Source organism: Curtobacterium sp. NPDC089689 (genome assembly GCF_044749145.1).
Lineage (GTDB): Bacteria > Actinomycetota > Actinomycetes > Actinomycetales > Microbacteriaceae > Curtobacterium.
Genome location: NZ_JBIVHJ010000002.1, coordinates 538,891 through 561,769, shown reverse-complemented (window position 1 = coordinate 561,769; position 22,879 = coordinate 538,891). Strand labels below are relative to the sequence as shown.

The window sequence follows — 22,879 nt, the reverse complement described above, 5'->3', positions numbered from 1 at the left end:
GGCGGGGGGGCGGGGCGCCGCCCGGGGGGGCCCGGGGGGCCCCCCCCCCCCCCCCCCCCCGGGGGGGCCCCCGCGGGGGGGGGGGGGGGGGGGCCCGGGGGCCCCCCCGCCTCCCGTCCGTCGTGTGGTGCGGCGGGTGCGGACGGCCTGCGTCCACGAAACGCGCGCATCCGCGCGGGCCGGGTCCGCCCCTCACCGTCAACCCCGGTTGACACAGCCGCGCTCGTCAATGTAGGTTGACACCATGGACGGTCCGACCATCACCACGCTGGCCTCGGGCGCCGACGGCGACGACCCGTTCGCCGCGCTCGCCTCGGTGCGCGAGCTCCGCAAGGCCCTCGACCGCACCGAGGAGCTCGCCGCCCGCCGCGCCCGGAACGCCGGCGCGTCGTGGCAGGAGATCGCGACGCTCCTGGGCGTCAGCCGCCAGGCAGTGCACAAGAAGTACGGCAGAGACTAGGAACACGATGAGCTCCCCCTTCGCCCGCCCCAAGAAGAACGACGGTCCCCGCGCCAGCTTCGGCCGCCTGCTGTCCTACCTGTTCGAGAACAAGCCCGCGATGGCCGTGATCATCGTGCTGAGCGTCCTCGGCGCCGGTGCTTCCCTCGCCCAGCCGCTCCTCGTCAACCAGGTCATCACCGCGGTCCAGGGCGAACGGACGCTGAGCACGCTCGTGTGGCTGCTCGTCGGGCTCGTCATCGTGGCCGGCCTGCTGAACGGCATCCAGCACTTCCTGCTCCAGCGTGCGGGCGAGGGCGTCGTGCTGAGCACCCGCCGGAAGCTCATCGCCCGCATCCTCAACCTGCCGATCTCGGAGTTCGACACCCGGCGGACCGGGGACCTCGTCTCGCGCGTCGGCAGCGACACGACCCTGCTCCGCGCCGTGCTCACCCAGGGGCTCATCGAGTCGATCGGCGGCGCCCTCACCTTCATCGGCGCGATCGTGGCGATGGCGATCATCGATCCACTCCTGCTCGTGATCGTGGTGGTCATCGTCGCCGTTGCGATCATCGTCGTCGGTGGGCTCAGCCGCCGCATCCGCGTCGCCTCGAAGAAGGCGCAGGAGAAGGTCGGCGACCTCACCGCAGCGGTCGAGCGCGGCATCGGCGCCGTCCGCACGATCCGTGCCGCCGGCGCAACCGACCGCGAGGTGCGCGAGGTCGACGGACACGCGACCGAGGCGTACAAGCGCGGCCTCGACATCGCGAAGATGTCGGCGTTCGTGGTCCCGGTCGCGAGCATCGTGATGCAGGTCGCGTTCATCGCCGTGCTCGGCGTCGGCGGTGCCCAGGTCGCGGCGGGGACGATCACCATCGCCACGCTCATCACGTTCATCCTGCTGCTCTTCATGATGATCATGCCGCTCGGCCAGGCGATGGGCGCCGCGGTCGCGGTCGCGCAGGCGCTCGGTGCGCTCGGCCGCATCGAGGAGATCCTGCACCTGCCGACGGAGGACCAGGGCGACCGCGCCGTCCGGGTCGCCGCGGCCGTCCCGAGCGACGACGCGATCACGTTCGAGCACGTGTCGTTCCGGTACGCGGCCGCTGCGCAGGCGTCCGGTCCCGACGGGGCGACGGACCGGCCTGGAGGCACGGATCACCCTGGAGACACCGCCCCCGCAGACGACGTGGTGCTCCACGACGTCTCCTTCCGGGTCCCCCGCGGTTCACGGGTCGCCCTCGTGGGCCCCTCGGGCGCGGGAAAGTCGACCACCCTGGCGCTCATCGAGCGGTTCTACGACCCGACCGACGGCGTGATCCGGCTGGGCGGGGTCGACGTCCGCGGGCTGGACCGCGCCGAGCTGCGCGCCCAGATCGGCTACGTCGAGCAGGACGCCCCGGTGCTCGCCGGGACCATCCGCGCCAACCTGCTGCTCGGGTCGCCGGACGCCACCGAAGCGGACTGCGTCCGCGTCCTCGAGGCGGTGAACCTCGGCGAGGTCCTGCACCGCGACCCCCGGGGCCTCGACGCGCAGGTCGGCGAGGACGGCGTCATGCTCTCCGGCGGTGAACGGCAGCGGCTCGCCATCGCCCGGGCGCTCCTCGCGGCACCGCCGATCCTGCTGCTCGACGAGTCGACGTCGTCGCTCGACGGGGTGAACGAGCAGAAGATGCGGCTCGCGATCGACGCCGTCGCCGAGGACCGCACGCTGCTGGTCATCGCACACCGACTGTCCACCGTGGTCGACTCGGACGTCATCATCGTGCTGGAGCACGGACGGGTCGTCGGGGTCGGGACGCACTCGGAACTCGTCGAGTCGACGCCCCTCTACCGCGACCTGGCGAAGCACCAGCTCCTGGTCTGACGCGCGGGCGCGCGCGTCACGCCTGCAGCGGCGTCAGATGCGCGCGCCACCCGGGCGGTGCAGGCCCTCGTCGGTGTCGCTGTGGTCGACGAGCCCGCCGGCCTCCCGCACCTCGTCGAGCGCTGCGGCGCTGCGCCCCGGGTCGACCCCGACGACGAGGTCCTCGTACACCGTGACGGCCGCGCCACCCTCGAGTGCGTCGAGTGCGCTGGCACGGACGCAGTGGTCGGTGGCGATGCCGACGATGTCGACCTCACGGACGTCGTGCTGCTCGAACACCTCGCCGAGCGGGACGCCGTCGGCCGTGCGCCCCTGGAACGCCGAGTACGCCGGCGCCCCCTGCCCCTTGAAGACGTGGACGTCCACCGGGTCCGTGTCGAACGCCGGGTGGTACTCCGCCCCCGGCGTGTCCTGGACGCAGTGGACGGGCCAGGTGTCGACGAAGTCGGGCCCCTCGGCGCCGGCGAAGTGCCCACCGTTGTCGTCGTCGCCGTGGTGCCAGTCGCGGGAGCCGACGATGAGGTCGTACTCCCCCGCGTGCTGCCCGAGGAACAGCGAGATGCGCTCGGCGACGGCGTCACCACCGGTCACCCCGAGCGCACCGCCCTCGGTGAAGTCGTTCTGGACGTCGACGACGAGCAGTGCCCTGGCCATGGGTCCATCTTGCACCGAACGGCCTCGGAGACCGCCTCGGCTGCGCTACGAGCTGGTGAGCTTCGCCCCGCACGAGTACGTGGCCGCGGTCACGGCGTCGAGGGCCGGGAGCGCTGCCGCCCGCGACGAACCGATGGCGTAGAACGCGAACGTCAGACGGGTGCCGTCCGCCGCGTCCATCCAGCCGCCGAGCGTGTTCGCGCTGTCGATCCAACCGGTCTTCGCGTGCACCTTGCCCCGGGCGACGGCGTTCGCACCCGTGAAGCGGCTCGAGAGCGTGCCCGAGACGCCCGCGACCGGCAGGGCGTTCGACAAGGTGCCGAGGCCCTTCGCGCCGGCCTGCACGGGGACCATGAGCTTCGCGACGAACTCGGGCGACACCGCGTTCGCCGCGCTCTCCCCCGAGCCGTCCTTGATCACGATGCCGGACGGGTCGACCCCGTAGGTCTTCAGCGCCGCCTGGTACACCCCGGTCAGCGAGGCTGCGGAACCGTTCGACCCGGACTCCTTCGACGAGATGCGGGCGAGCATCTCGGCGAGGGTGTTGTCCGAGTTCGGGATCATCTGGCCGATCAGGGTCGACACCGGCATCGAGGACACCGTGGCGATGGTGTCCGTCGAGGTGGTGGCGCGCTTGACGATCTGCGCGTTCGCGGCACCGACGACCCCCGCGTTCGCGAGCGCGGTCCGGAACGCCGCCCCGGCACGCCCGACGGGGTCGGTGGACCGCGGGGACGTCGCTGCTCCGGGGTTCGCGCGGTCGCCGTCGACCATGAGCGCGGTGACCTCCGGCTGGTACCCGATGGTCCGCTCGGACACCGGCCAGGTCGGGTCCCAGGCGTCGGCGTCGCTCCAGTACGTGTCGTCCGTGACGATCGTCGTGACCGGGGAGCTGCCGAGCTTCGCCTTCACCTGCTGTGCGAGCTGCCCGAGCGTCGGGGCACCCGGGTACACGGTCGCGCCGCCCGCGGAGAGGGTGGCGTCACCGTGCCCGACGAGCGCGATCGTCCCGTTCGCCTCCTTCGTCACCGTCGTGGGGATGCGGTGATCGCCGCCGAGGACGGCCAGTGCGGTCGCGGTCGTCAGGGTCTTCATGACGCTGCCGGTCTGCTTCGGCTGGTCGCCGGCGTGCGAGTACAGGACCTCTCCCGTCGCCGCGTCGACCACGGCCCCCTCGAACGATCCGAGTCCGGGTGCCCCCGCGGCCTGGTCGATGCTGCACGTGCGGAGCGCGGTCGGTCCCGCGGGGTCCTCCGGTACCGCGCGTCCGGTCGCGGTCGGGGTGGCCGACGGCTTCGCGGACGGCGTGCGTGACGCCGTCGCGGACGGCGCCGCAGCAGTGGTCTGCGCCGGGGTCGCCACGTCGGGCATGGTGGCCGCGGCGACCGCGACCGCGCCGCCGGAACCGAGGACGAGGACACCGGCGAGACCACCGGCGATCCACGGCACGGGACGTCGGGCGACCGAGCCGCGGAACGCCGTGACGGCGTGACGGGCGCGCTCGGTGAGGGTCGGGCGTGGGGGCTGCGGCTCGGACATCGCGACCGATCCTACGGAACTGCGGGAGGAGCCTCCAGGCCGTCTTCCTGATCCGCCTGCTCGTCGGCCGCGTAGCGGACGCCGACCTGGCGCCGGACCTCGTCGAGGAGCGCCATGATCCCGACCGACTCCTCGAGGTCCATCGGCCCGCCCTCGTGTGTCCCGGTCTCGATCATCGCCTCGAACGCGCGCGCCTCGTGGCCGTAGCCGGTCCGTTCCTCACGGCCGTCGAACTCCTCCACCACGACGCCGTCACGGTCGCGGATGCGCCACGTCGTCGGCGTGAACCACGTCGCGTCGAGGTCGATTCGGCCGTCCTCGCCGATGATGGACGCCGTGTTCGGACTCGCGAGGTCGAGCGCGAAGTGCACCGTCGACTGCGTCCCACCCGCGTGGGTCATCACGATGCCCATCTGCGTGTCGACGCCCTGCTCGCTGAGCGTGCCGGACGCGACGACCGACTCCGGCAGGCCGAGCACGTCGACGGCGAACGACACCGGGTAGATGCCGAGGTCGAGCAGTGCTCCCCCGCCCAGCGCCGGATCGTTCAGCCGGTGCTGCGGGTCCGACGGCAGGGCCTGGTGGTGCGTCGCCTCGACGAGCCGCGGACGACCGATGCGACCCTCCGCGAGCACCTGCCGGACCATCGCCATCTGCGGCAGGAAGCGCGTCCACATGGCCTCCATCACCGCGACGTCCGCGCGGCGCGCTGCGTCCGCGACCGCGCGGGCCTCGGCTGCGGTGATCGTGAACGCCTTCTCGACGAGGACGTGCTTGCCGTGCTCGATCGCCAGGAGCGCGTCGGCGGCGTGGCGGGAGTGGGGCGTCGCGACGTACACGGCGTCGACGTCCGGGTCGGCGACGAGTTCCTCGTAGGACCCGTGCGCCCGCGGGATGTCGAACTCGTCCGCGAACGCCTGCGCCGACGCCGCGGTCCGACTGCCGACCGCGACGAACTCGACACCGACCGCCGCGCAGTCACCGACGAACGAACGCGCGATGCCGCCCGTCCCGAGCACTCCCCACCGAACCGTCATGCGGCCTGTCTACCAGGCCACCCGCGCACGAACGGGAGAACCCCCTCCGATCCGGGGATCGGAGGGGGTTCCGTGGAGCCGCCTGTCGGAATCGAACCGACGACCTATTCATTACGAGTGAATCGCTCTGCCGACTGAGCTAAGGCGGCGAACGCACCGTTTCCGGCACGTCTGGTGCTGTGTCACCACAGCGTTTCGGCACTCCGTCGCCGGAGCGGCACGAGCAATGACTATACAGGTTCAGACCAGCGAACGCGAAACCAGCGCGCCGAGGTCGGCGAAGGACCGTTCGAGCTCGTCGACGAGGTGCACGTCGCCGCCCTGCTCCGACCACTCCCACCACGCATGCCGCAACGCGCCGAGCGCCACGATCGACGCCAACCGCGCCTGCCGACGGCGCGCATCGGGGTCCGGCTCGGTGGTCTCGAGGCGACGGGCGACCGCGGTCTCGATCTCGTGCTGGAACTCCTTCATCGATGCCATCCGCCGCGAGAACAGCTCGGGGTTGGCGCGCAGCACCTCCTGCCGCTCGGCGATGAGGCCCCGCTCGTCGATGAGCGCCTGCGTCGAGTGCACGAGGAGGTCGCCGAGGTCGTGCAGGAGGTCGCCGGTCGGACCGCCCGCGACGAACTCGGCGAGGGCGTCGTCATCCGGGAGCGTGGGGTCGTCCCCGAGGATCGCCTGCTCCTTGCTCGGGAAGTAGTTGAAGAACGTGCGCGGCGAGACGTCGGCGCGGCGGGAGATCTCGTCGACCGTGACGGCCGCGAGGCCGTCCTCCGCCGCGATGCGCAGCGCCGCCTGCTGGATGGCGAGTCGGGTGGCGAGGCGCTTCCGCTCGCGCAGGCCGGGGGCTGCGTCGGACATGCCGCGATTCTCCCACGTGGGTCCGGCCGGGAGGCTGTGGGTTGCGTCAGGCGGGCCCGTCAGGTGCGCGGCGACGGACTGGAGGCGCGGGGCGGGCTGGACCCGTGCCTCCAGGCCGGCGGTGGGCAGCGTCGGCACCCAGCGCGCGGCGCGGTCCGTCAGCGCGCGGCACGGCCCGCTCAGGCGCGCGGCACGGCCCGCTCAGGCGCGCGGCGCGGCCCGCTCAGGCGCGCGGCGCGGCCCGCTCAGGCGCGCGGCACGGCCCGCTCAGGCGCGCGGCACGGCCCGCTCAGGCGCGCGGCACGGCCCGCTCAGGCGCGCGGCACGGCCCGCTCAGGCGCGCGGCGCGGCCCGTCATCGCGCGGCGCGCGCGATGGTCACGAGCAGCGCTTCGAGCGCGAGCAGGGCGGCGACGTTCGCAGCGATGCGCGTCCGTGCCGTCGACACGGCGTCGAGGACCTCGAGCGCAGCCGCCGGCGGCACGGAGGGCAGCGCCCGCTCGAGTTCGTCGCGCATCGACAGGTTGACCGGCTCCGCCGGCGCGCCCAGTCCGAGCAGCAGCAGGTCCCGGTAGAGCGACGACACGTCCACGAGGATGCGGTCGAGGCCGTCCCGGAGGCTCCGGGTCGCCCGACGCTTCTGGTCCTCCTCGAGCGCACGGAGCTGCGACCGGAGTGCCGGCGGGATCGTGCCGCCGGGTTCCACGCCGAGGGAGCGCAGGGCGGCGTCGCGTTCCTCACCGTCGCGCTCCTGCGTGATCGCCTTGGCGTCCTCGTCGGCGACCGCGAGGAGCTCGGCGGCGGCCATCACGGCATCGCCGACGCTCCGCACCCCGAGGACCGTCGAGAGCGTCCGACGACGGCGGTCACGGGCGTCGGCGCTCGTCGCGAGGCGCTGTGCCATGCCGATGTGGCTCTGTGCCTGGCGCGCGGCGTCCATCGCGAGCACCCGGTCGACCCCGGTCCGGGCGACGAGCAGGTCGGCGACGGACTCGATACCGGGCACGCGCAACCGGACCGAGCGCACCCGGGACCGGATGGTCGGGAGCAGGTCGGCCTCGCTCGGGGCGCAGAGGATCCACACGGTGCGCTCGGGCGGTTCCTCGAGGGCCTTGAGCAGCAGGTTCGAGGTGCGTTCCGTCATGCGGTCGGCGTCCTCGACGATGACGATGCGGTACCGGCCGACCGAGGGCGAGTAGTACGACGAGGTCACGAGCTGCCGGATCTCGTCGATCGTGATGATGACCCGCTGCGTGGTGAGGACCGAGACGTCCGGGTGGGTCCGCGCGGTGATCTGGCGGCGGGTGTGGTCGTCGTCAGGGCCGGCACCGACCAGCGCCGCCGCGAAGGCCGCCGCGACGTTCGAGCGGCCGGACCCGGGCGGACCGGTGATGAGCCACGAGTGCGTCATGCCGCCCGTGCCCTCGGGGGCTTCGGCCGCGCGGCGCAGGGCAGCGACGGCTTCTTCCTGACCGGTCAAGCCGTCCCACACGCTCATGCCGACATCCTGGCAGCGACCACCGTCATGCCGCGTCGATCCCGACGACGGGGGCGATGGCCGCACGGATCGTGCGCTGCACGGTGTCCGCGTCCGCCGAGGCGTCGACGACGAGGAAGCGTCCGGGTTCCGCGGCAGCCATGTCGAGGAACGCACGACGGACCGACTCGTGGAACGCGGCCGCTTCGGACTCGAGCCGGTCGAAGGTGTCCCCGCGTGCGGCGGCGACCCGGGCCCGGCCCACGGTGACGTCGAGGTCGAGCAGGATCGTGAGGTCCGGCGTCAGCCCGTCGGTCGCCCAGTCCGACACCGAGCGGATGTGCTCGGCGCCGAGGCCCCGGGCCACGCCCTGGTACGCGACGGAGGAGTCGATGTAGCGGTCCTGCAGCACGACGTCCCCGCGCGCGACGGCGGGACGGACGACCGTCTCGACGTGGTGCGCGCGGTCGGCGGCGTAGAGCAGGGCCTCGGCACGGGGTGCGACGTGGCCGCGCTCGTGCAGCACGATCTCGCGGATGCGGAGCCCGAGGTCCGTGCCCCCGGGCTCGCGCGTCCGGACCACCGTGCGCCCGTGCTCGCCGAGCCACGACGCGAGGCGCTCGGCCTGCGTCGTCTTGCCCGCGCCGTCGCCACCCTCGAGGGTGATGAAGCGACCGGTCACTTCTTCTTGGCCGCGGTCTTGCGGGCCGGTGCCTTCTTCTTCACCGGACCCTTGGCGCGCTTGTCCGCGAGCAGCTGGACGGCCCGCTCGAAGTCGACCGCCTCGACGTCCTCGCCGCGCGGGATCGTGGCGTTCGTCTCGCCGTCGGTGACGTACGGGCCGAACCGGCCGTCCTTCACCTTGATCGGCTTGCCCGACACCGGGTCCGCGTCGAACTCCTTGAGCGCCGCGGTCGCGGAGCGCTTGGCACCGTACTTCGGCTGCGCGAACAGCTCCAGCGCACCGGCGAGGTCGATGTCGAAGATCGCGTCCTCGCTCGGGAGCGTCCGGGTGTCGGTGCCCTTCTTGAGGTACGGGCCGTAGCGACCGTTCTGCGCCGTGATGTCCTCGCCGGACTCGGGGTCCTGCCCGACGGTCCGGGGCAGGTCGAGGAGCTTGAGCGCGGTCTCGAGGTCGACCGTCTGCGGGTCCATCGACTTGAAGAGGGACGCGGTGCGCTCCTTCGGCGCGGCGGCCTTCTTCGTCGTCGCCTTCTTGGCCGTCGTCTTCTTCGCGGTGGTGCTCGTCGTGGAGGCGCTGGTCGACGCGGCCGCGGCCGGCGCCGCCTCGGTGACCTCACCCGTGGCGGGGTCGACGGTGGGCTCGGGCTCGGGGGTGCGCTCGGTCACGTACGGACCGAAGCGGCCGTCCTTCGCGAGGACCTCCTTCCCGGTCTCCGGGTTGATGCCGACCACACGGTCACCGAGGACCGGTGCCTCGACGAGCTCGCGGGCCTTCTCCGTGGTCAGCTCGTCCGGGGCGAGGTCCTCGGGGACGTTCACCCGACGCGGCTTCTCCGGGTCGTCGCTCGGCACCTCGATGTACGGGCCGTAGCGGCCGATGCGGAGCGTCAGACCGGGGGCGAGCTCCACCGAGTTGATGTCGCGCGCGTCGATCTCGCCGAGGTTGTCGATCACGGTCCGGAGCCCGCGCTGGTCGCCGCCGCCGAAGTAGAACCCCTTGAGCCAGTCGACGCGGTCCTCGTCGCCGCTCGCGATGCGGTCGAGGTCGTCCTCCATCGAGGCGGTGAAGTCGTACTGCACGAGGTCGCCGAAGTAGTCCTCGAGGAGCCGCACCACGCTGAACGCGATCCAGTTCGGCACGAGTGCACTGCCCCGCTGGGTGACGTAGCCGCGGTCGATGATCGTCGAGATGATCGCCGCGTAGGTCGACGGACGGCCGATCCCGAGCTCTTCGAGCGTCTTCACGAGGCTCGCCTCCGTGTAGCGCGGCGGCGCCGAGGTGTCGTGGCCCTTGGCCTCGACGTCCGAGACGCCGAGGGCGTCGCCCTGCGCCATCTGCGGGAGCTTCGCGTCGTCGCCGTCGGTCTTCGCCTCGTGCCGTTCCTCGTCCCGCCCCTCTTCGTAGGCGTTGAGGAAGCCGCGGAACGTGATGACGGTGCCGGACGCGGTGAACTCCGCGTCGGTGCCGTTCGCGGTCGCGGTGATCCCTTCGACCGACTCGGTGGAGCTGATGCCGAGGACGACCGACGCCGTCGAACCCTTGGCGTCCGCCATCTGCGAGGCGACGGTGCGCTTCCAGATGAGGTCGTAGAGCTTCCAGTCGTTGCCGCGGAGCACCTTCTCCATCTGCGACGGCGTCCGGAACGTGTCACCGGCGGGGCGGATCGCCTCGTGCGCCTCCTGCGCGTTCTTGCTCTTGCCGGCGTAGCTGCGCGGCTTGTCCGGCACCGTCTCGGCACCGTAGAGGGCGGCGGCCTGCTTCCGGGCGGCGTTGACGGCCTGCTGCGAGAGCGACGACGAGTCGGTTCGCATGTAGGTGATGTGGCCGTTCTCGTAGAGCGACTGCGCGACGCTCATCGTCTGCCGCGCGGAGAACCGGAGCTTGCGCGCGGCCTCCTGCTGCAACGTCGAGGTGGTGAACGGCGCGGCGGGGCGGCGCGTGTACGGCTTCGAGTCCACCGAACGCACGACCGCGTCCCCGGCACGCTCGAGGACGGTCGTCAGCGCGGCGGCCGAGGCCTCGTCGAGCCGGACGACGTCGCCCGAGATCGCGCCACGGTCGTCGAAGTCGCGGCCGGAGGCGACCCGGGTGCCCTGGACACGGGCGAGCTTCGCGGTGAAGGCGGTGTCGCCGGGCTTCTCGAAGCGGGCGGTGAGATCCCAGTAGTTGGCGGAGACGAAGGCCAGGCGCTCCCGCTCGCGGTCGACCACGAGACGGGTGGCGGCGGACTGCACACGACCGGCGGAGAGGCCGGGGCCGACCTTGCGCCAGAGCACGGGCGAGACCTCGTACCCGTAGAGACGGTCGAGGATGCGACGGGTCTCCTGCGCGTCGACCAGGGCGGTGTCGAGCTCACGGGTGGCCTCCTGCGCGCGCTGGATCGCCTCCTTGGTGATCTCGTGGAACACCATGCGCTTGACCGGCACCTTGGGCTTCAGCACCTGCAGGAGGTGCCACGCGATGGCCTCGCCCTCGCGGTCCTCATCAGTCGCGAGGAAGAGCTCGTCGGCGTCCTTCAACGCGCGCTTCAGCTCGGAGACGGTCTTCTTCTTCGCGTCGGAGACGACGTAGTACGGCTCGAAGCCGTTGTCGACGTCGACCGAGAACTTCCCCATCGGGCCCTTCTTGAGCTCCGCGGGGAGGTTCTTGGGCTCGACGAGGTCGCGGATGTGGCCCACTGACGCCTGGACCTCGTATCCGTCACCGAGGTATTGCGCGATCGTCTTCGCCTTCGCGGGGCTCTCGACGATCACGAGCTTCTTCGTGCCTGGCACGTGTCTCCTTGATCGATGGTGCTCGTCGGCCCTGGACCTGCGACGTCGCCGGTGTGACTCGCCGTCCGGGTCGACCGGGACATCGATGACCGGGGGCCGACGTGCACACCATACACACAGAGGTGGCGCGCTCCGCTCGGTGCTCCGGCGACGGCGACTGCGCTCACGGCGAACGCACCGCTGCCGATCGCGGTGGTCACCCGGGCGTCCGCGCCGGCCGTCGAGCATCCTCCGAGCACCGCTCCGCCGGCCTCGGCGACGGCCGATGCCCGGGAACAGGGGTCGCCGGGGACCAGCCCGACGAGGGCGGCCGCTGCGGCGAGCGCCGCGGCGTCGGCAGCCGCCTGTGCTCGGACGACGGCCACGCGGTGCGTCGCCGTCGCGACGCCCACCGTCGCGACGGTCGTGCCGACGCCGAGGACGACGGCGAGCAACACCGTCACGGAGCCGCGGTCCGACCGCGACGGGCCGCGGGCCGCCCGGTCCAGGCGCGCGCGCACGGTCACCCGCCCCGCTCCGCCGCGCACCCGGAGGCGCGCAGCACGACGGCGGCGAACACCCCGGGCGCGGGCACGGCGAGCTCGACGCACACGAGCCCCTCGGGCCGCCGGTACGCGACCGACGCTCCGGGGACGGAGGCGGCCGCCGCCGCGGCCGCCTCCTCGTCGCCACGTCCTGCCGCGCGCGCCGCCGTCGCGGCCGCGAGCTGGAGCGTCCCCTGCCGGTCGACCGCGACGACGGCTGCGACGAGCAGCGTCAGCACGACCGCCACGGCAGGCAGGACGACCGCGAACTCCACCGTCACCGAGCCACGGTCAGAGCGACAGGGCACCGCGGACGAGCTCGGTCAGGATCGTCTGGACCTCGCCGGAGCGCATGACCGCGACGAGCACGCCGGCGAAGGCCACTGCGGCGAGGATCACGACGGCGTACTCGGCGGTCGCCGACCCGCGGTCCTCGGCCATGCGGGCGCGGAGTCGTCGCCACCGCGTCGGCTGTGGGTGCTGGTGCATGGTGTTCCTCTTCCTCTCGGGCGGCCGAGCGACCGCTCGGCCCTGTCGTCAGCCTCGCCGCCCGCACGACCCCGTCGGCGCGCGGACGACCAGGCTGTGGAGGGATCACCGCACTCCCACGACCGTGGAGGAGAGGACCCCGGCGACCACCGGCACGACGCCGACGAGCACGAACGCGGGCGGGACGCACACCCCGAGCGGCAGCACCAGTCGCACGGCCAGCCCCTCGGCCGCCGCGAGTCCGGCGGCGGCAGCGTCGTCGCGGACGTCCTCGGCGGCGGCGCGGAGCAGCGCGGCGGCCGGCACCCCGGCGCGCCGGGCGAGCCCGAGCACCTCGGCGAGCCGTGCCCGCTCGACCGTGTCCGCGTCGGCGCGCCGCGGCTCCTGCACGGCTTCCTCGACGGTGCGTCCGGCGTCCGTCCAGGACCCGCCGCCGGACAACGCGACCGCCCATGCGTCGAGGAGCACGCCCGGCACGTGTCCGTCCGGCGTCGCGGCACGCACCAGCCCGTTCGTCCACCGCCGACCGAGCGCGACGAGACCGGCGGCGAGCGCCGTGCACGCCCACCCGAACGGCGACCCGACGAGGAGTTCCACGGCACCGGCGCCCCACGTGGACGAGAGCCCGATGCCGAGGACGGGCAGGGCGAGGACGACGCGGGCGCTCGCGCGCGGGCCGGCGAGGGCGACCCGCACGGCACGGTCGCTGGCGGCCGAACGGCGCAGGGCGTGGGCGAGCGCCCGCAGCGCCACGGCGGAGGGCGCGCCGGTGCGGTCCGCGACCCGGAGGACCGCGCGGACGTCGTGCCACGCGGGCGTCTCGGCGGAGGGGAGGCCACCGACGAGGTGCCACGCCCGCGGTGGCGGCACGCCTGCCGAGACGAGCGTCGCCACGCGTTCGAGCGTCCGCGCGGCAGCGGCGGCAGCGGCTGCGTGGTCCGACGCCGCGCCACGCCGCCGCGTCGTCGGCCCCGCCGCCGCACCGGACAGCTCTGCCCCTTCGGCCGCTGCTCGTCGCTCGGACGCGAGGACACGACCGCGTCGCCACCGCCTCGTCACCGCCACCCGTCCACCGGGCGCACGTCGAGCCTCCCGTCCGTCCCCAGCACCGGCGTCCCCACGCCGGCGAGTCGTCGCACGCCTCGACGACGCTCGACGTGCAGCACCAGGTCGAACGCGCTCACCGCCTGCCGGGCGAGCGCGGGCGGGTCGAGTCCGGCGAGTGCGCCGAGCGCCTCGAGCCGGGCCGGCACGTCCGGCAGGCCGTTGGCGTGCACGGTGCCGGCGCCGCCCTCGTGCCCGGTGTTGAGCGCGGACACGAGTTCGCGCACCTCGGCGCCGCGGCACTCCCCCACGACCACGCGGTCCGGCCGCATCCGGAGCGACTCGCGCAGCAGCCGGGCGAGGTCGATCGCACCGCTCCCCTCGGCGTTCGCCTGCCGGGCCTCGAGCGCGACGACGTGGGGGTGGTCGATGCGGAGCTCGGCGACGTCCTCGACCGTGACGATGCGCTCGTCGTGCGGGACGGCGCCGAGCATCGCGGCGAGGAGGGTCGTCTTGCCGCTGCCGGTGGCCCCGCTGACGAGGACGTTCCGCCGTTCCGCGACCGCGCGTTCGACGACGCGACGCGGGACCCGGTCGAACGTCCCGCTCCGTTCGAGCGTGGCGAGCGTCGGACGGCCCGGCCGCGGGAGCCGGATCGACAGGGCGGTGCCGCTGACCGCGACGGGTGCGAGCACGACGTGTACGCGGATCCCGTCGCCGTGTCGCACATCGGCCACGGGCGTGCTCTCGTCGACGTGCCGACCGCCCCGGGCGACGAGGGCGGCGCCGAGCTCGCGGGCACGTCGTTCGCCGAGCACGGGATCGGCCGGCTCGAGTCCGGAGCCGCGGTCGATCCACGTCCCGCGTCCTCCGACGGCGAGGACGTCGGTCACCGCCGCGTCACGGACGAGGCCCGCGAGCTCCTCGAACTCCTCGGCCCGGACGTCGCGCTCGGAGCGGGGCGGGGCGACCCCGGGCAGGAACGGCGTCGACGGGGCGGCTCGGTGTCGGTGCATGTCCGGCGACGCTAGGCGTGTCCCGACACGCGGTCCGGCGGGGTCGCTGTGCGGTGCACAACGGCATCGAGTCCACAGCAGCGGACAACTTTGTCCCCCGTTGCAGAAAGCCGTACCCCACTCGGCGATGCAGGCCCTCTCCGTCGAGGCGCCACGCCACGCCGCCCCCGACGGCGTCGAAGTACGTCCGGAACGACCCCGCGACCACCGGCGAGCTCGGTGCGTCAGCATGGACCGATCTGTCCACTCATCCGCGTACCCGCGCGGATCGATGCGTGACACATGTGTCCGGGCCTGCCCGTGACGGGAGGACGTGCCCGGGAAACAGAAGAGGCGGCACCTGTTGGGGGGAACGGGTGCCGCCTGGACATCGGCGGATTGGGGGGAATCACGGCCGACGCCACCGGAAACGAGTCCGGCGATGAACACTGTACCCCACGAACACCCCTCCACGGCAACCCCGACACGGAATCCGCGACCGCCGGGGCAGGGGTAGTCTCCGGGTGCTGCCGGCAGCGCCACGGGTGCTGCTCCGATGCCGACGCGAAAGGACACCGATGTCCCCGACCCCGACCGACGACTCACCCCGCCACGAGGACGGCCCCACGTTCCCGCCGTCGCCGGAGTTCGTCGCCGACGCCGTCGCCCACGAGGACCTGCACGAGGCCGCCGCGGCCGACCGCGAGGGCTTCTGGGCCGAGCAGGCGCGCACCCTCCTCGACTGGCGGACGCCGTTCACGCAGACACTCGACTGGTCCGGCGCGCCGTTCGCGAAGTGGTTCGCCGACGGGGAGCTCAACGTGGCGGAGAACTGCCTCGACCGGCACGTCCGCGCGGGCAACGGGGACCGGGTCGCGATCCACTTCGAGGGCGCCCCGGGCGACACCCGTCGGATCACGTACGCCGAGCTCACCGCCGACGTGCAGCGAGCCGCGAACATGCTCACCGACCTCGGCGTCGGCGAGGGCGACCGCGTGGTGGTCTACCTCCCGCTCATCCCCGCGGCCGTCGTGACGATGCTCGCCGTCGCCCGCATCGGCGCGATCCACTCGGTCGTCTTCGGCGGTTTCAGTGCAGAGAGCCTGCGGGCACGCATCGAGGACGCTGAGGCGAAGCTCGTCGTCACGGCCGACGGCGGCTGGCGTCGGGGTGCGGTCTCGGCGCTGAAGCCCGCGGTCGACGAGGCGCTCGAGGGCGAGGGCACCGACAGCGTCGAGCACGTCCTGGTCGTCAAGCGCGGCGGCAACGAGATCGCGTGGAACGACCGCGACCTCTGGTGGCACGACGAGTTCGCCAAGGCCGCCCCCGAGCACGAGGCGCAGGCGTTCCCCGCCGAGACGCCGCTGTTCATCCTCTACACCTCGGGCACGACCGGGAAGCCGAAGGGCATCGTGCACACCTCCGGCGGGTACCTCACGCAGGCGACGTACACGCACCGGAACGTCTTCGACATGCACCCGGAGAAGGACGTGTACTGGTGCACGGCCGACATCGGCTGGATCACCGGACACTCCTACGTCGTCTACGGCCCGCTCGCGAACGGCGTCACCCAGGTGCTCTACGAGGGCACCCCGGACGAGCCGAGGCCGGGCCGCTGGTGGGACCTCGTCGACTCCTACGGCGTCACCGTCCTGTACACGGCACCGACTGCGGTCCGCGCGGCGATGAAGGCCGGCCGGCAGATCCCCGAAGCCCGGAGCCTCGAGACCCTCCGCCTCCTCGGCAGCGTCGGCGAACCGATCAACCCCGAGGCGTGGCAGTGGTACCGGCAGGTCATCGGCCACGACCGCACCCCGATCGTCGACACGTGGTGGCAGACCGAGACCGGCGCGATCATGATCTCCGCGCTCCCCGGCGTCACGAAGCTCAAGCCCGGCGCCGCACAGACCCCGCTCCCCGGGATCACCGCCGAGATCGTGGACGAGGACGGCCACCGCGTCGGACCCGGCGAGGGCGGCTACCTCACCATCGCCGACCCGTGGCCGTCGATGGCGCGGGGCATCTGGAACGACCCCGACCGCTTCGTCGAGACCTACTGGTCACGCTTCCCTGGCCGGTACTTCGCCGGCGACGGCGCACGCCTCGACGGGCAGGGCGACATCTGGGTGCAGGGCCGCGTCGACGACGTCATGAACGTCTCCGGCCACCGCCTCTCGACCGCCGAGATCGAGTCGGCCCTCGTCGGCCACGAGGGCGTCGCCGAGGCCGCCGTCGTCGGCGCGGCGGACGAGACGACGGGACAGGCCGTCGTCGCGTTCGTGATCCTCACCGCGGAGGCCGCCGAGGGCGTCGACCGAGACGCCACGGCGAAGGAGCTGCGCGACTGGGTCGGCAAGCGCATCGGCGCGATCGCGAAGCCCCGACAGGTCGTGATCGTGCCGGAGCTGCCGAAGACGCGGTCCGGCAAGATCATGCGGCGGCTCCTCCGCGACGCGGCCGAGGGCCGCCGCATCGGCGACACGACCACGCTGGCCGACCCGACGATCATGGCGACCATCGCGGAACTCATGTAGCAGGAACGACGCGAGCCGCGCCTCCCGGCGGATCTGCCTGGAGGCGCGGCTCGCGTGACGTGCGCGACTGACGGCCCGTCAGTCGGTCAGTTCCACGACCAACTCGACCTCGACGGGTGCGTCGAGCGGCAAGACCGCGACGCCCACCGCGCTGCGCGCGTGGACGCCGGCGTCGCCGAAGACGTCGCCCACCAGGGTAGACGCACCGTTCGCGACGGCCGGCTGCCCCGTGAACGACGGGTCGGACGCGACGAACACGGTCACCTTGACGACGCGTGCGACGCGGTCGAGCGAGCCCGCGACCGACTGCACGGCGGCGAGGGCGTTGAGGGCGGCGGTGCGGGCCTCGGCGGCCGCGGTCTCCGGGTCGACGCCCGCACCGACCTTGCCCGTGACCGACAGTGCGCCGTCGACGAAGGGCAGCTGCCCGGCCGTGTGCACGTACCGCCCCGTGACGACCGCGGGGACGTACGCGGCGACCGGCGCGGCGACCGCCGGGACGGTCAGACCGAGTTCGGCGAGGCGCTCCGCGACGCTCATGCGTCGGCCTTCGGACGCTTCAGGTAGGCGACGAGTCCGCCCTCGGGACCGGTGACGACCTGGACGAGCTCCCAGCCCTCGTCGCCGAAGTTGTTGAGGATCGCCGTGGTGTTGTGGATGATCAACGGCGTCGTGAGGTATTCCCAGCGGCTCATGCGGTTCCTTGCCAGCCTTTCAGTCGGCGGTGTCGTTTAGGCTGCATCCTATGTCTGCCCAGAAGACGTCTGCCTCGCGGACCAAACCCGTCTCCGCAGTCGGTGCCTTCGTCGGATTCGTCGGCTTCAGCGTGCTCGCCGGTCTCCTCGTGACGATCGGCGTGACCCCGGCCATCGCGGTGGCCGGCGTGACCACGACCTCGACGATCGGCGTCTTCGAGTCGCTCCCGGAGTACATCGAGATCGGTGACCTCCCGCAGCGCAACGAGCTCTACGCGTACCAGGGCGGCAAGAGCGTCCACTTCGCGACGGTGTACGACCAGAACCGTCAAGAACTCAAGTACGACCAGATCAGCGACAACCTGAAGAACGCCGCCATCGACGGTGAGGACAAGCGCTTCTTCGAGCACGGCGGCGTCGACATGACCTCGCTCGTCCGTGCGGGTGTCGGCAGCCTCGCCGGCGGACTGGGCGAGTCGGGTGGCGGCTCGACGCTCACCATGCAGCTCGTCCGCAACATCAAGATGCAGCAGGCGCTCGAGCTCCCCACCGAGAAGGACCGCCTCAAGGCCTACAACGAGGCCACCGAGACGACCATCCCCCGCAAGCTCGAGGAGATGAAGCTCGCGATCGGCCTGGCGAAGAAGTACTCCAAGAAGGAGATCCTCACCGGGTACCTCAACATCGCGTACTTCGGCGACCAGACGTACGGCGTGCAGGCCGCCGCGCAGCACTACTTCAACAAGTCGGCGACCGACCTCACGCCGGCCGAGGCCGCGTCGATCCTCGCGATCGTGCAGTCGCCGAACACCCGCAACCTCTCGACGTCGAAGAACTACGAGGCGAACAAGGCCCGTCGCGACGTCATCCTCAAGTCGATGTACGCGCAGAAGCACATCGACAAGGAAGCCTTCGACAAGGCGATCGCGTCGAGCCCGAAGGACTACGTCCGGCTGACCCAGCCCACCCAGGGCTGCCGCGCCTCGGTCGGCGACGGCTCGCAGTTCTTCTGCGACTACGCCGTGAAGGTCGTCAAGGAGATGTCGCAGCTCGGTGGAACGCAGAAGGAGCGCGACACCGCCTGGCGCAACGGCGGCTACAAGATCCAGACGACGCTGGACATCGGTCTGAACGCCAAGCAGAAGCAGATCCTCAACACGTACGACAACAAGGCCGAGACGAACCTCAAGCTCGGCGCGACCCTCAACTCGATCGAGGCCGGCACGGGCCGCATCCTCACGATGGCGCAGAACAAGGACTACGACCAGTCACTGAAGTCCGCGCCCACGTCGACCTCGATCAACTACAGCGTCGACTACAAGTACGGCAATTCCGGGGGGTTCCAGACCGGTTCGACGTACAAGCTCTTCACACTGTTGCAATGGCTGAAGGCCGGACACGGGCTGAACGAGACGGTCAGCGGGACGCCGAGGCCGATGCCGACCGGCTGGACCGAGTGCGGCGCGCCCTACTACGCAGGCGACTACACCCCCAAGAACGACTCTCCCGGCGAGAGCGGCAACTACACCGTCGCTCGCGCGACTGCCCTCTCGATCAACCTCGCGTTCCTCAACATGGCGCAGCAGCTCGACCTCTGCGACATCAAGAAGACCGCAGAGTCGCTCGGCGTGCACCGCGCGGACGGCGGCGAGCTGAAGTCGAACCCGACGTCCGTCCTCGGCATCAACGAGATCGCCCCGATGACGATGGCCGCTGCGTACGCAGCGGTGGCAGCGAATGGTCTCTACTGCAAGCCGATCGCGATCGAGCAGGTCACGAACGCTGCGGGCAAGCAGCTGGGTGGTCAGCCGAAGGACTGCAACCAGGCGATCGAGCCGTCGGTGGCCCAGGCAGCCGTGTACGCGATGAAGGGCACGATCTCCGGCGGTACGGCGGTCGGCGCCCAGACGCCCGATGGCACCGAGCTGTTCGGCAAGACCGGTACGACGGACGACGGCAACCAGATCTGGCTCGTCGGCAGCAGCTCGAAGGTCGCGACCGCGTACTGGCAGGGCAACACCGACGGCAAGCTGACGAACCTCCGTCACTTCAGCAACGGAGTGAACGGCACCTACGCCGGTGCGCGTGCCGGTGTCTGGCAGCAGGCGCAGACCCCGGTGAACGCGGCCTACCCTGCTGGTCCGTTCACCACGCCGGACCAGTCGGCGCTCCGCGGCAACAGCGTCGCGGTGCCGGATGTCACGGGCAAGAGCGCCGACGAGGCGCGGACGACGCTGTCGGCCGCTGGGTTCAGTTACATCGACGGTGGCGCGCAGCCCGGCCCGGGCAGCGCCGGAGATGTTGCAAAGACCTCCCCCGCAGCGGGTTCGTACCTCTCCAAAGGCGCGAGCGTGACGGTGTACACGAGCGACGGCTCGCAGGCCTCGGTGCCGAACGTGGCCGGGAAGAGCGTCGGCGGCGCCCGCTCGCAGCTCGAGTCGGCCGGTCTGAGCAACGTCTCGATCTCCGACCAGTACGAGAAGGGCGGCGGCTCCAAGGAGTGCAAGGTGGCGTCGACCGATCCCGCCGCTGACTCCGTCGTGGGCAAGGACTCCGCCGTGACCGTGAAGCTGTACGGCACGAAGGACGGCAAGGCGCCGAAGGACTGCAAGTGACGCGCGGCCGCGCCGCGCTCGGGATCCTCGCAGCGGGCGCGGCCGTCGGCGGCGCCGCCGCTGCGTGGGGCTCCCTCGTGGAACGACGCCGGTTCGGTATCCGGTGGGAGACCGTCCCCGTCCTCGCTCCGGGCTCCCGCGACATCGTGGTCCTGCACCTGTCGGACATCCACATGGCGCCGTGGCAGGCGGACAAGCAGCAGTGGCTGCGCGACCTCAGCCTCGTCGAGCCCGACTTCGTGGTGAACACGGGCGACAACCTCGGGCACGCCACGGCGAACTCCGCCGTCGAGTACGCGCTCGAACCGTTCCGCGGCGTCCCGGGGGTGTTCGCGTACGGTTCGAACGACTTCTACGGTCCGACGCCACGCAACCCGTTCAAGTACTTCGGCGGGCCGAGCACGCACGGCGGCGGGGGTGCGCGTCCGGTCGAGCTCGACATCGACCGGCAGACGGCGTTCTTCGAGTCACTCGGGTGGCTCGACGTGAACGACCAGGCCCACGCGATCGAACTGCGGGGCTCGCGGCTCGAGCTGTTCGGGACGTCCGACGCCCACCGCGATTGGGACCGTCTCGACCTCCTGCCGACGAACGTCGACGAGATGCGAAGCGACGTCCCGTGGTCCGAGGACGAGGACGGCCCCGCACCGGTGTCGATCGGGATCACGCACGCGCCGTACCGCCGGGTGCTCGACGCCTTCGTGACCCAGGGTGCCGACGTCATCTTCGCCGGGCACACACACGGCGGGCAGGTCCAGGTGCCCGGGGTCGGTGCGCTCGTCACGAACTGCGACCTCCCCCGCCGCTACGTCAGCGGGCTGCACAAGTGGGAGCACCGGAACCACTGGTCGTGGCTCGAGGTCTCCGCGGGGCTCGGCACGTCGATCTACGCTCCGGTGCGGTTCTCGTGCCGCCCGGAGGCCGTCGTCGTCACGCTCACCGCCCGCACCGACTGACCGCGGGTCCGACGCGCCCGGGCGTCACTGAGATGGTCGTGAGCACACTCGATCATCCGGTAGACTTCTGGGGTTGCTCCGGTTCGGAGCGATCACACCTCGGGGTGTGGCGCAGCTTGGTAGCGCGCCTCGTTCGGGACGAGGAGGTCGCAGGTTCAAATCCTGTCACCCCGACAGCAAGGCCCCGGTCCACAGGACCGGGGCCTTCTTCGTTCCAGGGCCTTGCTCACTGCAACGCCGTTCTCGTCACGACCCTCCTCGTCGGCTCGGGCCCGGTGCACGCGGGCCATCCCCACGGGGTCGCACCCGAGTGTCCCTGCGGGTAGCGGGTCCGCCGAGGTCACGACATCCCGCTCACCCGCGGCCAGTGGTCGCACAACGTCGTCCTGCGGCGCACAGAACGACGATTCAGGACCACTCGGCATAACGCGGGCGGGGAGTCGTGACCACCCGCTGTCGTCGACGATTCGCATCGCACCGGTCCCGACCGCCCGGCTGCCGCTGCCCACGCGCCGAGGTTCCACGACTCGCTGCGTGACACCCGCCGAAGTTCCCCGCACGACGACGGACGCCCGCCGAGACTCCCCGCTTCTGGGATCTCGACGGGCGTCGGGACCTGCGCAGGCGCGGCCGCGCGCACGCGCCGGGGCTCAGGCGACCGCAGCCCCCGCCCGCACGAGCCGCCCCTCCGCGTGCAACCGCGCCACGACATCGAGCGCCTGGTGCCGGTACCGCGCCTGCGCCGCCCCCGGAGCCACGATGACGCCGTCCGCGCCGGTGGACTCGACGAGCGCGTTGATCTTCGCCGCGACCTCGTCCGCGTTGCCGTACGCCTGCCGGGCCGTGCGGGCTTCGATGAACCGCCGCTCGAGGTCGGAGAACTCGTACGCCCGGGCCTCCTCCATCGACACCGGCTCGGGCTTCGCGCCCTGCCGCATCCGGATGAACGAGATCATCCCCGGCGCGGACTGCTCGGAGACCACCGCCGGGTCCTCGTCGGTGACGACCTGCACGCCGATGAGCGCGTTCGGCTCGGACCGGAAGCGCGAGGGGCGGAACGAGTCGCGGTAGAGCGCGAGCGCCGCCTCGGTGTTGTCCGACGCGAAGTGGTGGGCGAAGGCGAACGAGACACCGAGCGCCCCGGCCACCTGGGCGCTGTAGCCCGACGAGCCGAGCAGCCAGAACTCGGGGACGTCGCCGTACCCGGGCACGGCCCGGATGCGCGACAGGGGGTTGTCGGCGTCCATGCCGGTGAAGAAGCCGATGAGGTCGGCGAGCTGCTGCGGGAAGTCGTCGACGTCGAGGCGGTCGGTTCGACGGAGGGCCATCGCGGTCGCGCCGTCGGTGCCGGGTGCACGTCCGATGCCGAGGTCGACCCGGTCGCCGTAGAGGGCGCGCAGCGTGCCGAACTGCTCCGCGATGACGAGCGGTGCGTGGTTGGGCAGCATCACTCCCCCGGAGCCGATGCGGATCGTCGACGTCGCGGCGCCCACCGCGCTCAGCAGCACCGCCGGGGCGGAGGAGGTGATCCCCGGCATCCCGTGGTGCTCGGCGACCCAGATGCGCTCGTAGCCGAGCTTCTCGGCGTGCACCGCCATGTCGATCGACCCTTGCAGGGCGTCGGTGTTGGACTGGCCGTACTCACGGGTGGCCAGGTCGAGGACGGACAGGTGCACGGATGCGTCGCTCATG

The 22,879-nt window shown here is 72.0% G+C and carries 20 protein-coding genes and 2 tRNA genes; 6 read left to right on the top strand and 16 right to left on the bottom strand.

Annotated features, from left to right (window positions below):
* The first annotated feature begins 244 nt into the window (after nucleotides 1–244).
* Both ACIPYW_RS10905 and ACIPYW_RS10900 read left to right on the top strand, forming a co-directional pair.
* Nucleotides 245–460 carry a hypothetical protein gene (locus ACIPYW_RS10905; protein ID WP_290131285.1) on the top strand — a complete coding sequence of 72 codons (216 nt, stop codon included), beginning with the start codon at nucleotides 245–247 and terminating at the stop codon, nucleotides 458–460.
* Nucleotides 461–467: 7 nt separating this feature from the next.
* Nucleotides 468–2,306: an ABC transporter ATP-binding protein gene (locus ACIPYW_RS10900; protein ID WP_400413277.1), complete on the top strand. Its 1,839-nt coding sequence runs from the start codon at nucleotides 468–470 to the stop codon at nucleotides 2,304–2,306.
* A gap of 33 nt (nucleotides 2,307–2,339) precedes the next feature.
* Here ACIPYW_RS10900 and ACIPYW_RS10895 read toward each other — a convergent pair whose 3' ends face one another.
* The 13 genes from ACIPYW_RS10895 to ACIPYW_RS10835 all read right to left on the bottom strand — a co-directional run bounded on the left by ACIPYW_RS10895 (nucleotide 2,340) and on the right by ACIPYW_RS10835 (nucleotide 14,408).
* Nucleotides 2,340–2,960, bottom strand: coding sequence for an isochorismatase family protein (locus tag ACIPYW_RS10895; protein WP_400413274.1), 621 nt, complete (start codon nucleotides 2,958–2,960; stop codon nucleotides 2,340–2,342).
* Nucleotides 2,961–3,005: 45 nt separating this feature from the next.
* On the bottom strand, nucleotides 3,006–4,499 hold the full coding sequence (gene dacB / locus ACIPYW_RS10890; RefSeq protein ID WP_400413272.1) for a D-alanyl-D-alanine carboxypeptidase/D-alanyl-D-alanine-endopeptidase: 1,494 nt from the start codon (nucleotides 4,497–4,499) through the stop codon (nucleotides 3,006–3,008).
* Nucleotides 4,500–4,510: 11 nt separating this feature from the next.
* A complete protein-coding gene (locus ACIPYW_RS10885; RefSeq protein ID WP_400413269.1) occupies nucleotides 4,511–5,536 on the bottom strand; it encodes a Gfo/Idh/MocA family protein in 1,026 nt (341 codons plus the stop codon).
* A gap of 73 nt (nucleotides 5,537–5,609) precedes the next feature.
* A tRNA-Thr gene (locus ACIPYW_RS10880) sits at nucleotides 5,610–5,685 on the bottom strand.
* Nucleotides 5,686–5,776: 91 nt separating this feature from the next.
* Entirely contained in the window at nucleotides 5,777–6,400 is a 624-nt protein-coding gene (locus ACIPYW_RS10875) for a TetR family transcriptional regulator (protein ID WP_400413266.1), read from the bottom strand.
* 354 nt (nucleotides 6,401–6,754) lie between these two features.
* A complete protein-coding gene (locus ACIPYW_RS10870) occupies nucleotides 6,755–7,897 on the bottom strand; it encodes a DNA polymerase III subunit delta' (protein WP_400413263.1) in 1,143 nt (380 codons plus the stop codon).
* 25 nt (nucleotides 7,898–7,922) lie between these two features.
* Nucleotides 7,923–8,558, bottom strand: a complete 636-nt coding sequence (tmk, locus tag ACIPYW_RS10865; protein ID WP_400413260.1) for a dTMP kinase — start codon at nucleotides 8,556–8,558, stop codon at nucleotides 7,923–7,925.
* The gene (gene topA, locus ACIPYW_RS10860; RefSeq protein ID WP_400413257.1) at nucleotides 8,555–11,335 is read right to left on the bottom strand and encodes a type I DNA topoisomerase; all 2,781 of its coding nucleotides are present in this window, start codon (nucleotides 11,333–11,335) and stop codon (nucleotides 8,555–8,557) included. The genes tmk and topA overlap by 4 nt, the downstream gene beginning before the upstream one ends.
* Complete coding sequence (locus tag ACIPYW_RS10855; RefSeq protein WP_400413254.1) at nucleotides 11,311–11,778, bottom strand: hypothetical protein; 468 nt, start codon at nucleotides 11,776–11,778, stop codon at nucleotides 11,311–11,313. The genes topA and ACIPYW_RS10855 overlap by 25 nt, the downstream gene beginning before the upstream one ends.
* Before the next feature lie 59 nt (nucleotides 11,779–11,837).
* Entirely contained in the window at nucleotides 11,838–12,140 is a 303-nt protein-coding gene (locus ACIPYW_RS10850; protein WP_400413252.1) for a hypothetical protein, read from the bottom strand.
* Nucleotides 12,141–12,150: 10 nt separating this feature from the next.
* On the bottom strand, nucleotides 12,151–12,348 hold the full coding sequence (locus ACIPYW_RS10845; protein ID WP_400413249.1) for a DUF4244 domain-containing protein: 198 nt from the start codon (nucleotides 12,346–12,348) through the stop codon (nucleotides 12,151–12,153).
* A gap of 105 nt (nucleotides 12,349–12,453) precedes the next feature.
* On the bottom strand, nucleotides 12,454–13,242 hold the full coding sequence (locus ACIPYW_RS10840) for a type II secretion system F family protein (protein ID WP_400413246.1): 789 nt from the start codon (nucleotides 13,240–13,242) through the stop codon (nucleotides 12,454–12,456).
* A gap of 161 nt (nucleotides 13,243–13,403) precedes the next feature.
* Nucleotides 13,404–14,408 (bottom strand): CpaF family protein, encoded by a 1,005-nt coding sequence (locus ACIPYW_RS10835; RefSeq protein ID WP_400413244.1) that lies wholly within the window; start codon nucleotides 14,406–14,408, stop codon nucleotides 13,404–13,406.
* A gap of 557 nt (nucleotides 14,409–14,965) precedes the next feature.
* On the opposite strand from ACIPYW_RS10835, the gene acs reads away from it, so the two are divergent.
* Nucleotides 14,966–16,921 carry an acetate--CoA ligase gene (gene acs, locus ACIPYW_RS10830; RefSeq protein ID WP_400413241.1) on the top strand — a complete coding sequence of 652 codons (1,956 nt, stop codon included), beginning with the start codon at nucleotides 14,966–14,968 and terminating at the stop codon, nucleotides 16,919–16,921.
* A gap of 78 nt (nucleotides 16,922–16,999) precedes the next feature.
* Here acs and ACIPYW_RS10825 read toward each other — a convergent pair whose 3' ends face one another.
* Together ACIPYW_RS10825 and ACIPYW_RS10820 are read right to left on the bottom strand one after the other, a co-directional pair.
* Nucleotides 17,000–17,461: a RidA family protein gene (locus tag ACIPYW_RS10825; protein WP_400413239.1), complete on the bottom strand. Its 462-nt coding sequence runs from the start codon at nucleotides 17,459–17,461 to the stop codon at nucleotides 17,000–17,002.
* Entirely contained in the window at nucleotides 17,458–17,616 is a 159-nt protein-coding gene (locus ACIPYW_RS10820) for a hypothetical protein (RefSeq protein ID WP_022903105.1), read from the bottom strand. The genes ACIPYW_RS10825 and ACIPYW_RS10820 overlap by 4 nt, the downstream gene beginning before the upstream one ends.
* Before the next feature lie 50 nt (nucleotides 17,617–17,666).
* On the opposite strand from ACIPYW_RS10820, the gene ACIPYW_RS10815 reads away from it, so the two are divergent.
* The 3 genes from ACIPYW_RS10815 to ACIPYW_RS10805 all read left to right on the top strand — a co-directional run bounded on the left by ACIPYW_RS10815 (nucleotide 17,667) and on the right by ACIPYW_RS10805 (nucleotide 21,361).
* The gene (locus ACIPYW_RS10815; protein ID WP_400413236.1) at nucleotides 17,667–20,231 is read left to right on the top strand and encodes a transglycosylase domain-containing protein; all 2,565 of its coding nucleotides are present in this window, start codon (nucleotides 17,667–17,669) and stop codon (nucleotides 20,229–20,231) included.
* The gene (locus ACIPYW_RS10810; protein ID WP_400413233.1) at nucleotides 20,228–21,187 is read left to right on the top strand and encodes a metallophosphoesterase; all 960 of its coding nucleotides are present in this window, start codon (nucleotides 20,228–20,230) and stop codon (nucleotides 21,185–21,187) included. The genes ACIPYW_RS10815 and ACIPYW_RS10810 overlap by 4 nt, the downstream gene beginning before the upstream one ends.
* 100 nt (nucleotides 21,188–21,287) lie before the next feature.
* Nucleotides 21,288–21,361 (top strand) — tRNA-Pro (locus ACIPYW_RS10805).
* Between the two features lie 476 nt (nucleotides 21,362–21,837).
* Here ACIPYW_RS10805 and ACIPYW_RS10800 read toward each other — a convergent pair.
* Complete coding sequence (locus ACIPYW_RS10800; RefSeq protein ID WP_400413231.1) at nucleotides 21,838–22,878, bottom strand: LLM class flavin-dependent oxidoreductase; 1,041 nt, start codon at nucleotides 22,876–22,878, stop codon at nucleotides 21,838–21,840.
* Nucleotide 22,879: the final 1 nt, after the last annotated feature.

What these genes read in the sequence shown, in the direction of transcription:
- ACIPYW_RS10885 (WP_400413269.1), bottom strand. Translation starts at nt 5,536, where the DNA reads ATGACGGTTCGGTGGGGAGTGCTCGGGACGGGCGGCATCGCGCGTTCG.
- ACIPYW_RS10825 (WP_400413239.1), bottom strand. Translation starts at nt 17,461, where the DNA reads ATGAGCGTCGCGGAGCGCCTCGCCGAACTCGGTCTGACCGTCCCGGCG.
- ACIPYW_RS10870 (WP_400413263.1), bottom strand. Translation starts at nt 7,897, where the DNA reads ATGAGCGTGTGGGACGGCTTGACCGGTCAGGAAGAAGCCGTCGCTGCC.
- ACIPYW_RS10895 (WP_400413274.1), bottom strand. Translation starts at nt 2,960, where the DNA reads ATGGCCAGGGCACTGCTCGTCGTCGACGTCCAGAACGACTTCACCGAG.
- dacB (WP_400413272.1), bottom strand. Translation starts at nt 4,499, where the DNA reads ATGTCCGAGCCGCAGCCCCCACGCCCGACCCTCACCGAGCGCGCCCGT.
- ACIPYW_RS10820 (WP_022903105.1), bottom strand. Translation starts at nt 17,616, where the DNA reads ATGAGCCGCTGGGAATACCTCACGACGCCGTTGATCATCCACAACACC.
- ACIPYW_RS10835 (WP_400413244.1), bottom strand. Translation starts at nt 14,408, where the DNA reads ATGCACCGACACCGAGCCGCCCCGTCGACGCCGTTCCTGCCCGGGGTC.
- ACIPYW_RS10845 (WP_400413249.1), bottom strand. Translation starts at nt 12,348, where the DNA reads ATGCACCAGCACCCACAGCCGACGCGGTGGCGACGACTCCGCGCCCGC.
- ACIPYW_RS10900 (WP_400413277.1), top strand. Translation starts at nt 468, where the DNA reads ATGAGCTCCCCCTTCGCCCGCCCCAAGAAGAACGACGGTCCCCGCGCC.
- ACIPYW_RS10800 (WP_400413231.1), bottom strand. Translation starts at nt 22,878, where the DNA reads ATGAGCGACGCATCCGTGCACCTGTCCGTCCTCGACCTGGCCACCCGT.
- acs (WP_400413241.1), top strand. Translation starts at nt 14,966, where the DNA reads ATGTCCCCGACCCCGACCGACGACTCACCCCGCCACGAGGACGGCCCC.
- ACIPYW_RS10815 (WP_400413236.1), top strand. Translation starts at nt 17,667, where the DNA reads ATGTCTGCCCAGAAGACGTCTGCCTCGCGGACCAAACCCGTCTCCGCA.
- ACIPYW_RS10905 (WP_290131285.1), top strand. Translation starts at nt 245, where the DNA reads ATGGACGGTCCGACCATCACCACGCTGGCCTCGGGCGCCGACGGCGAC.
- ACIPYW_RS10875 (WP_400413266.1), bottom strand. Translation starts at nt 6,400, where the DNA reads ATGTCCGACGCAGCCCCCGGCCTGCGCGAGCGGAAGCGCCTCGCCACC.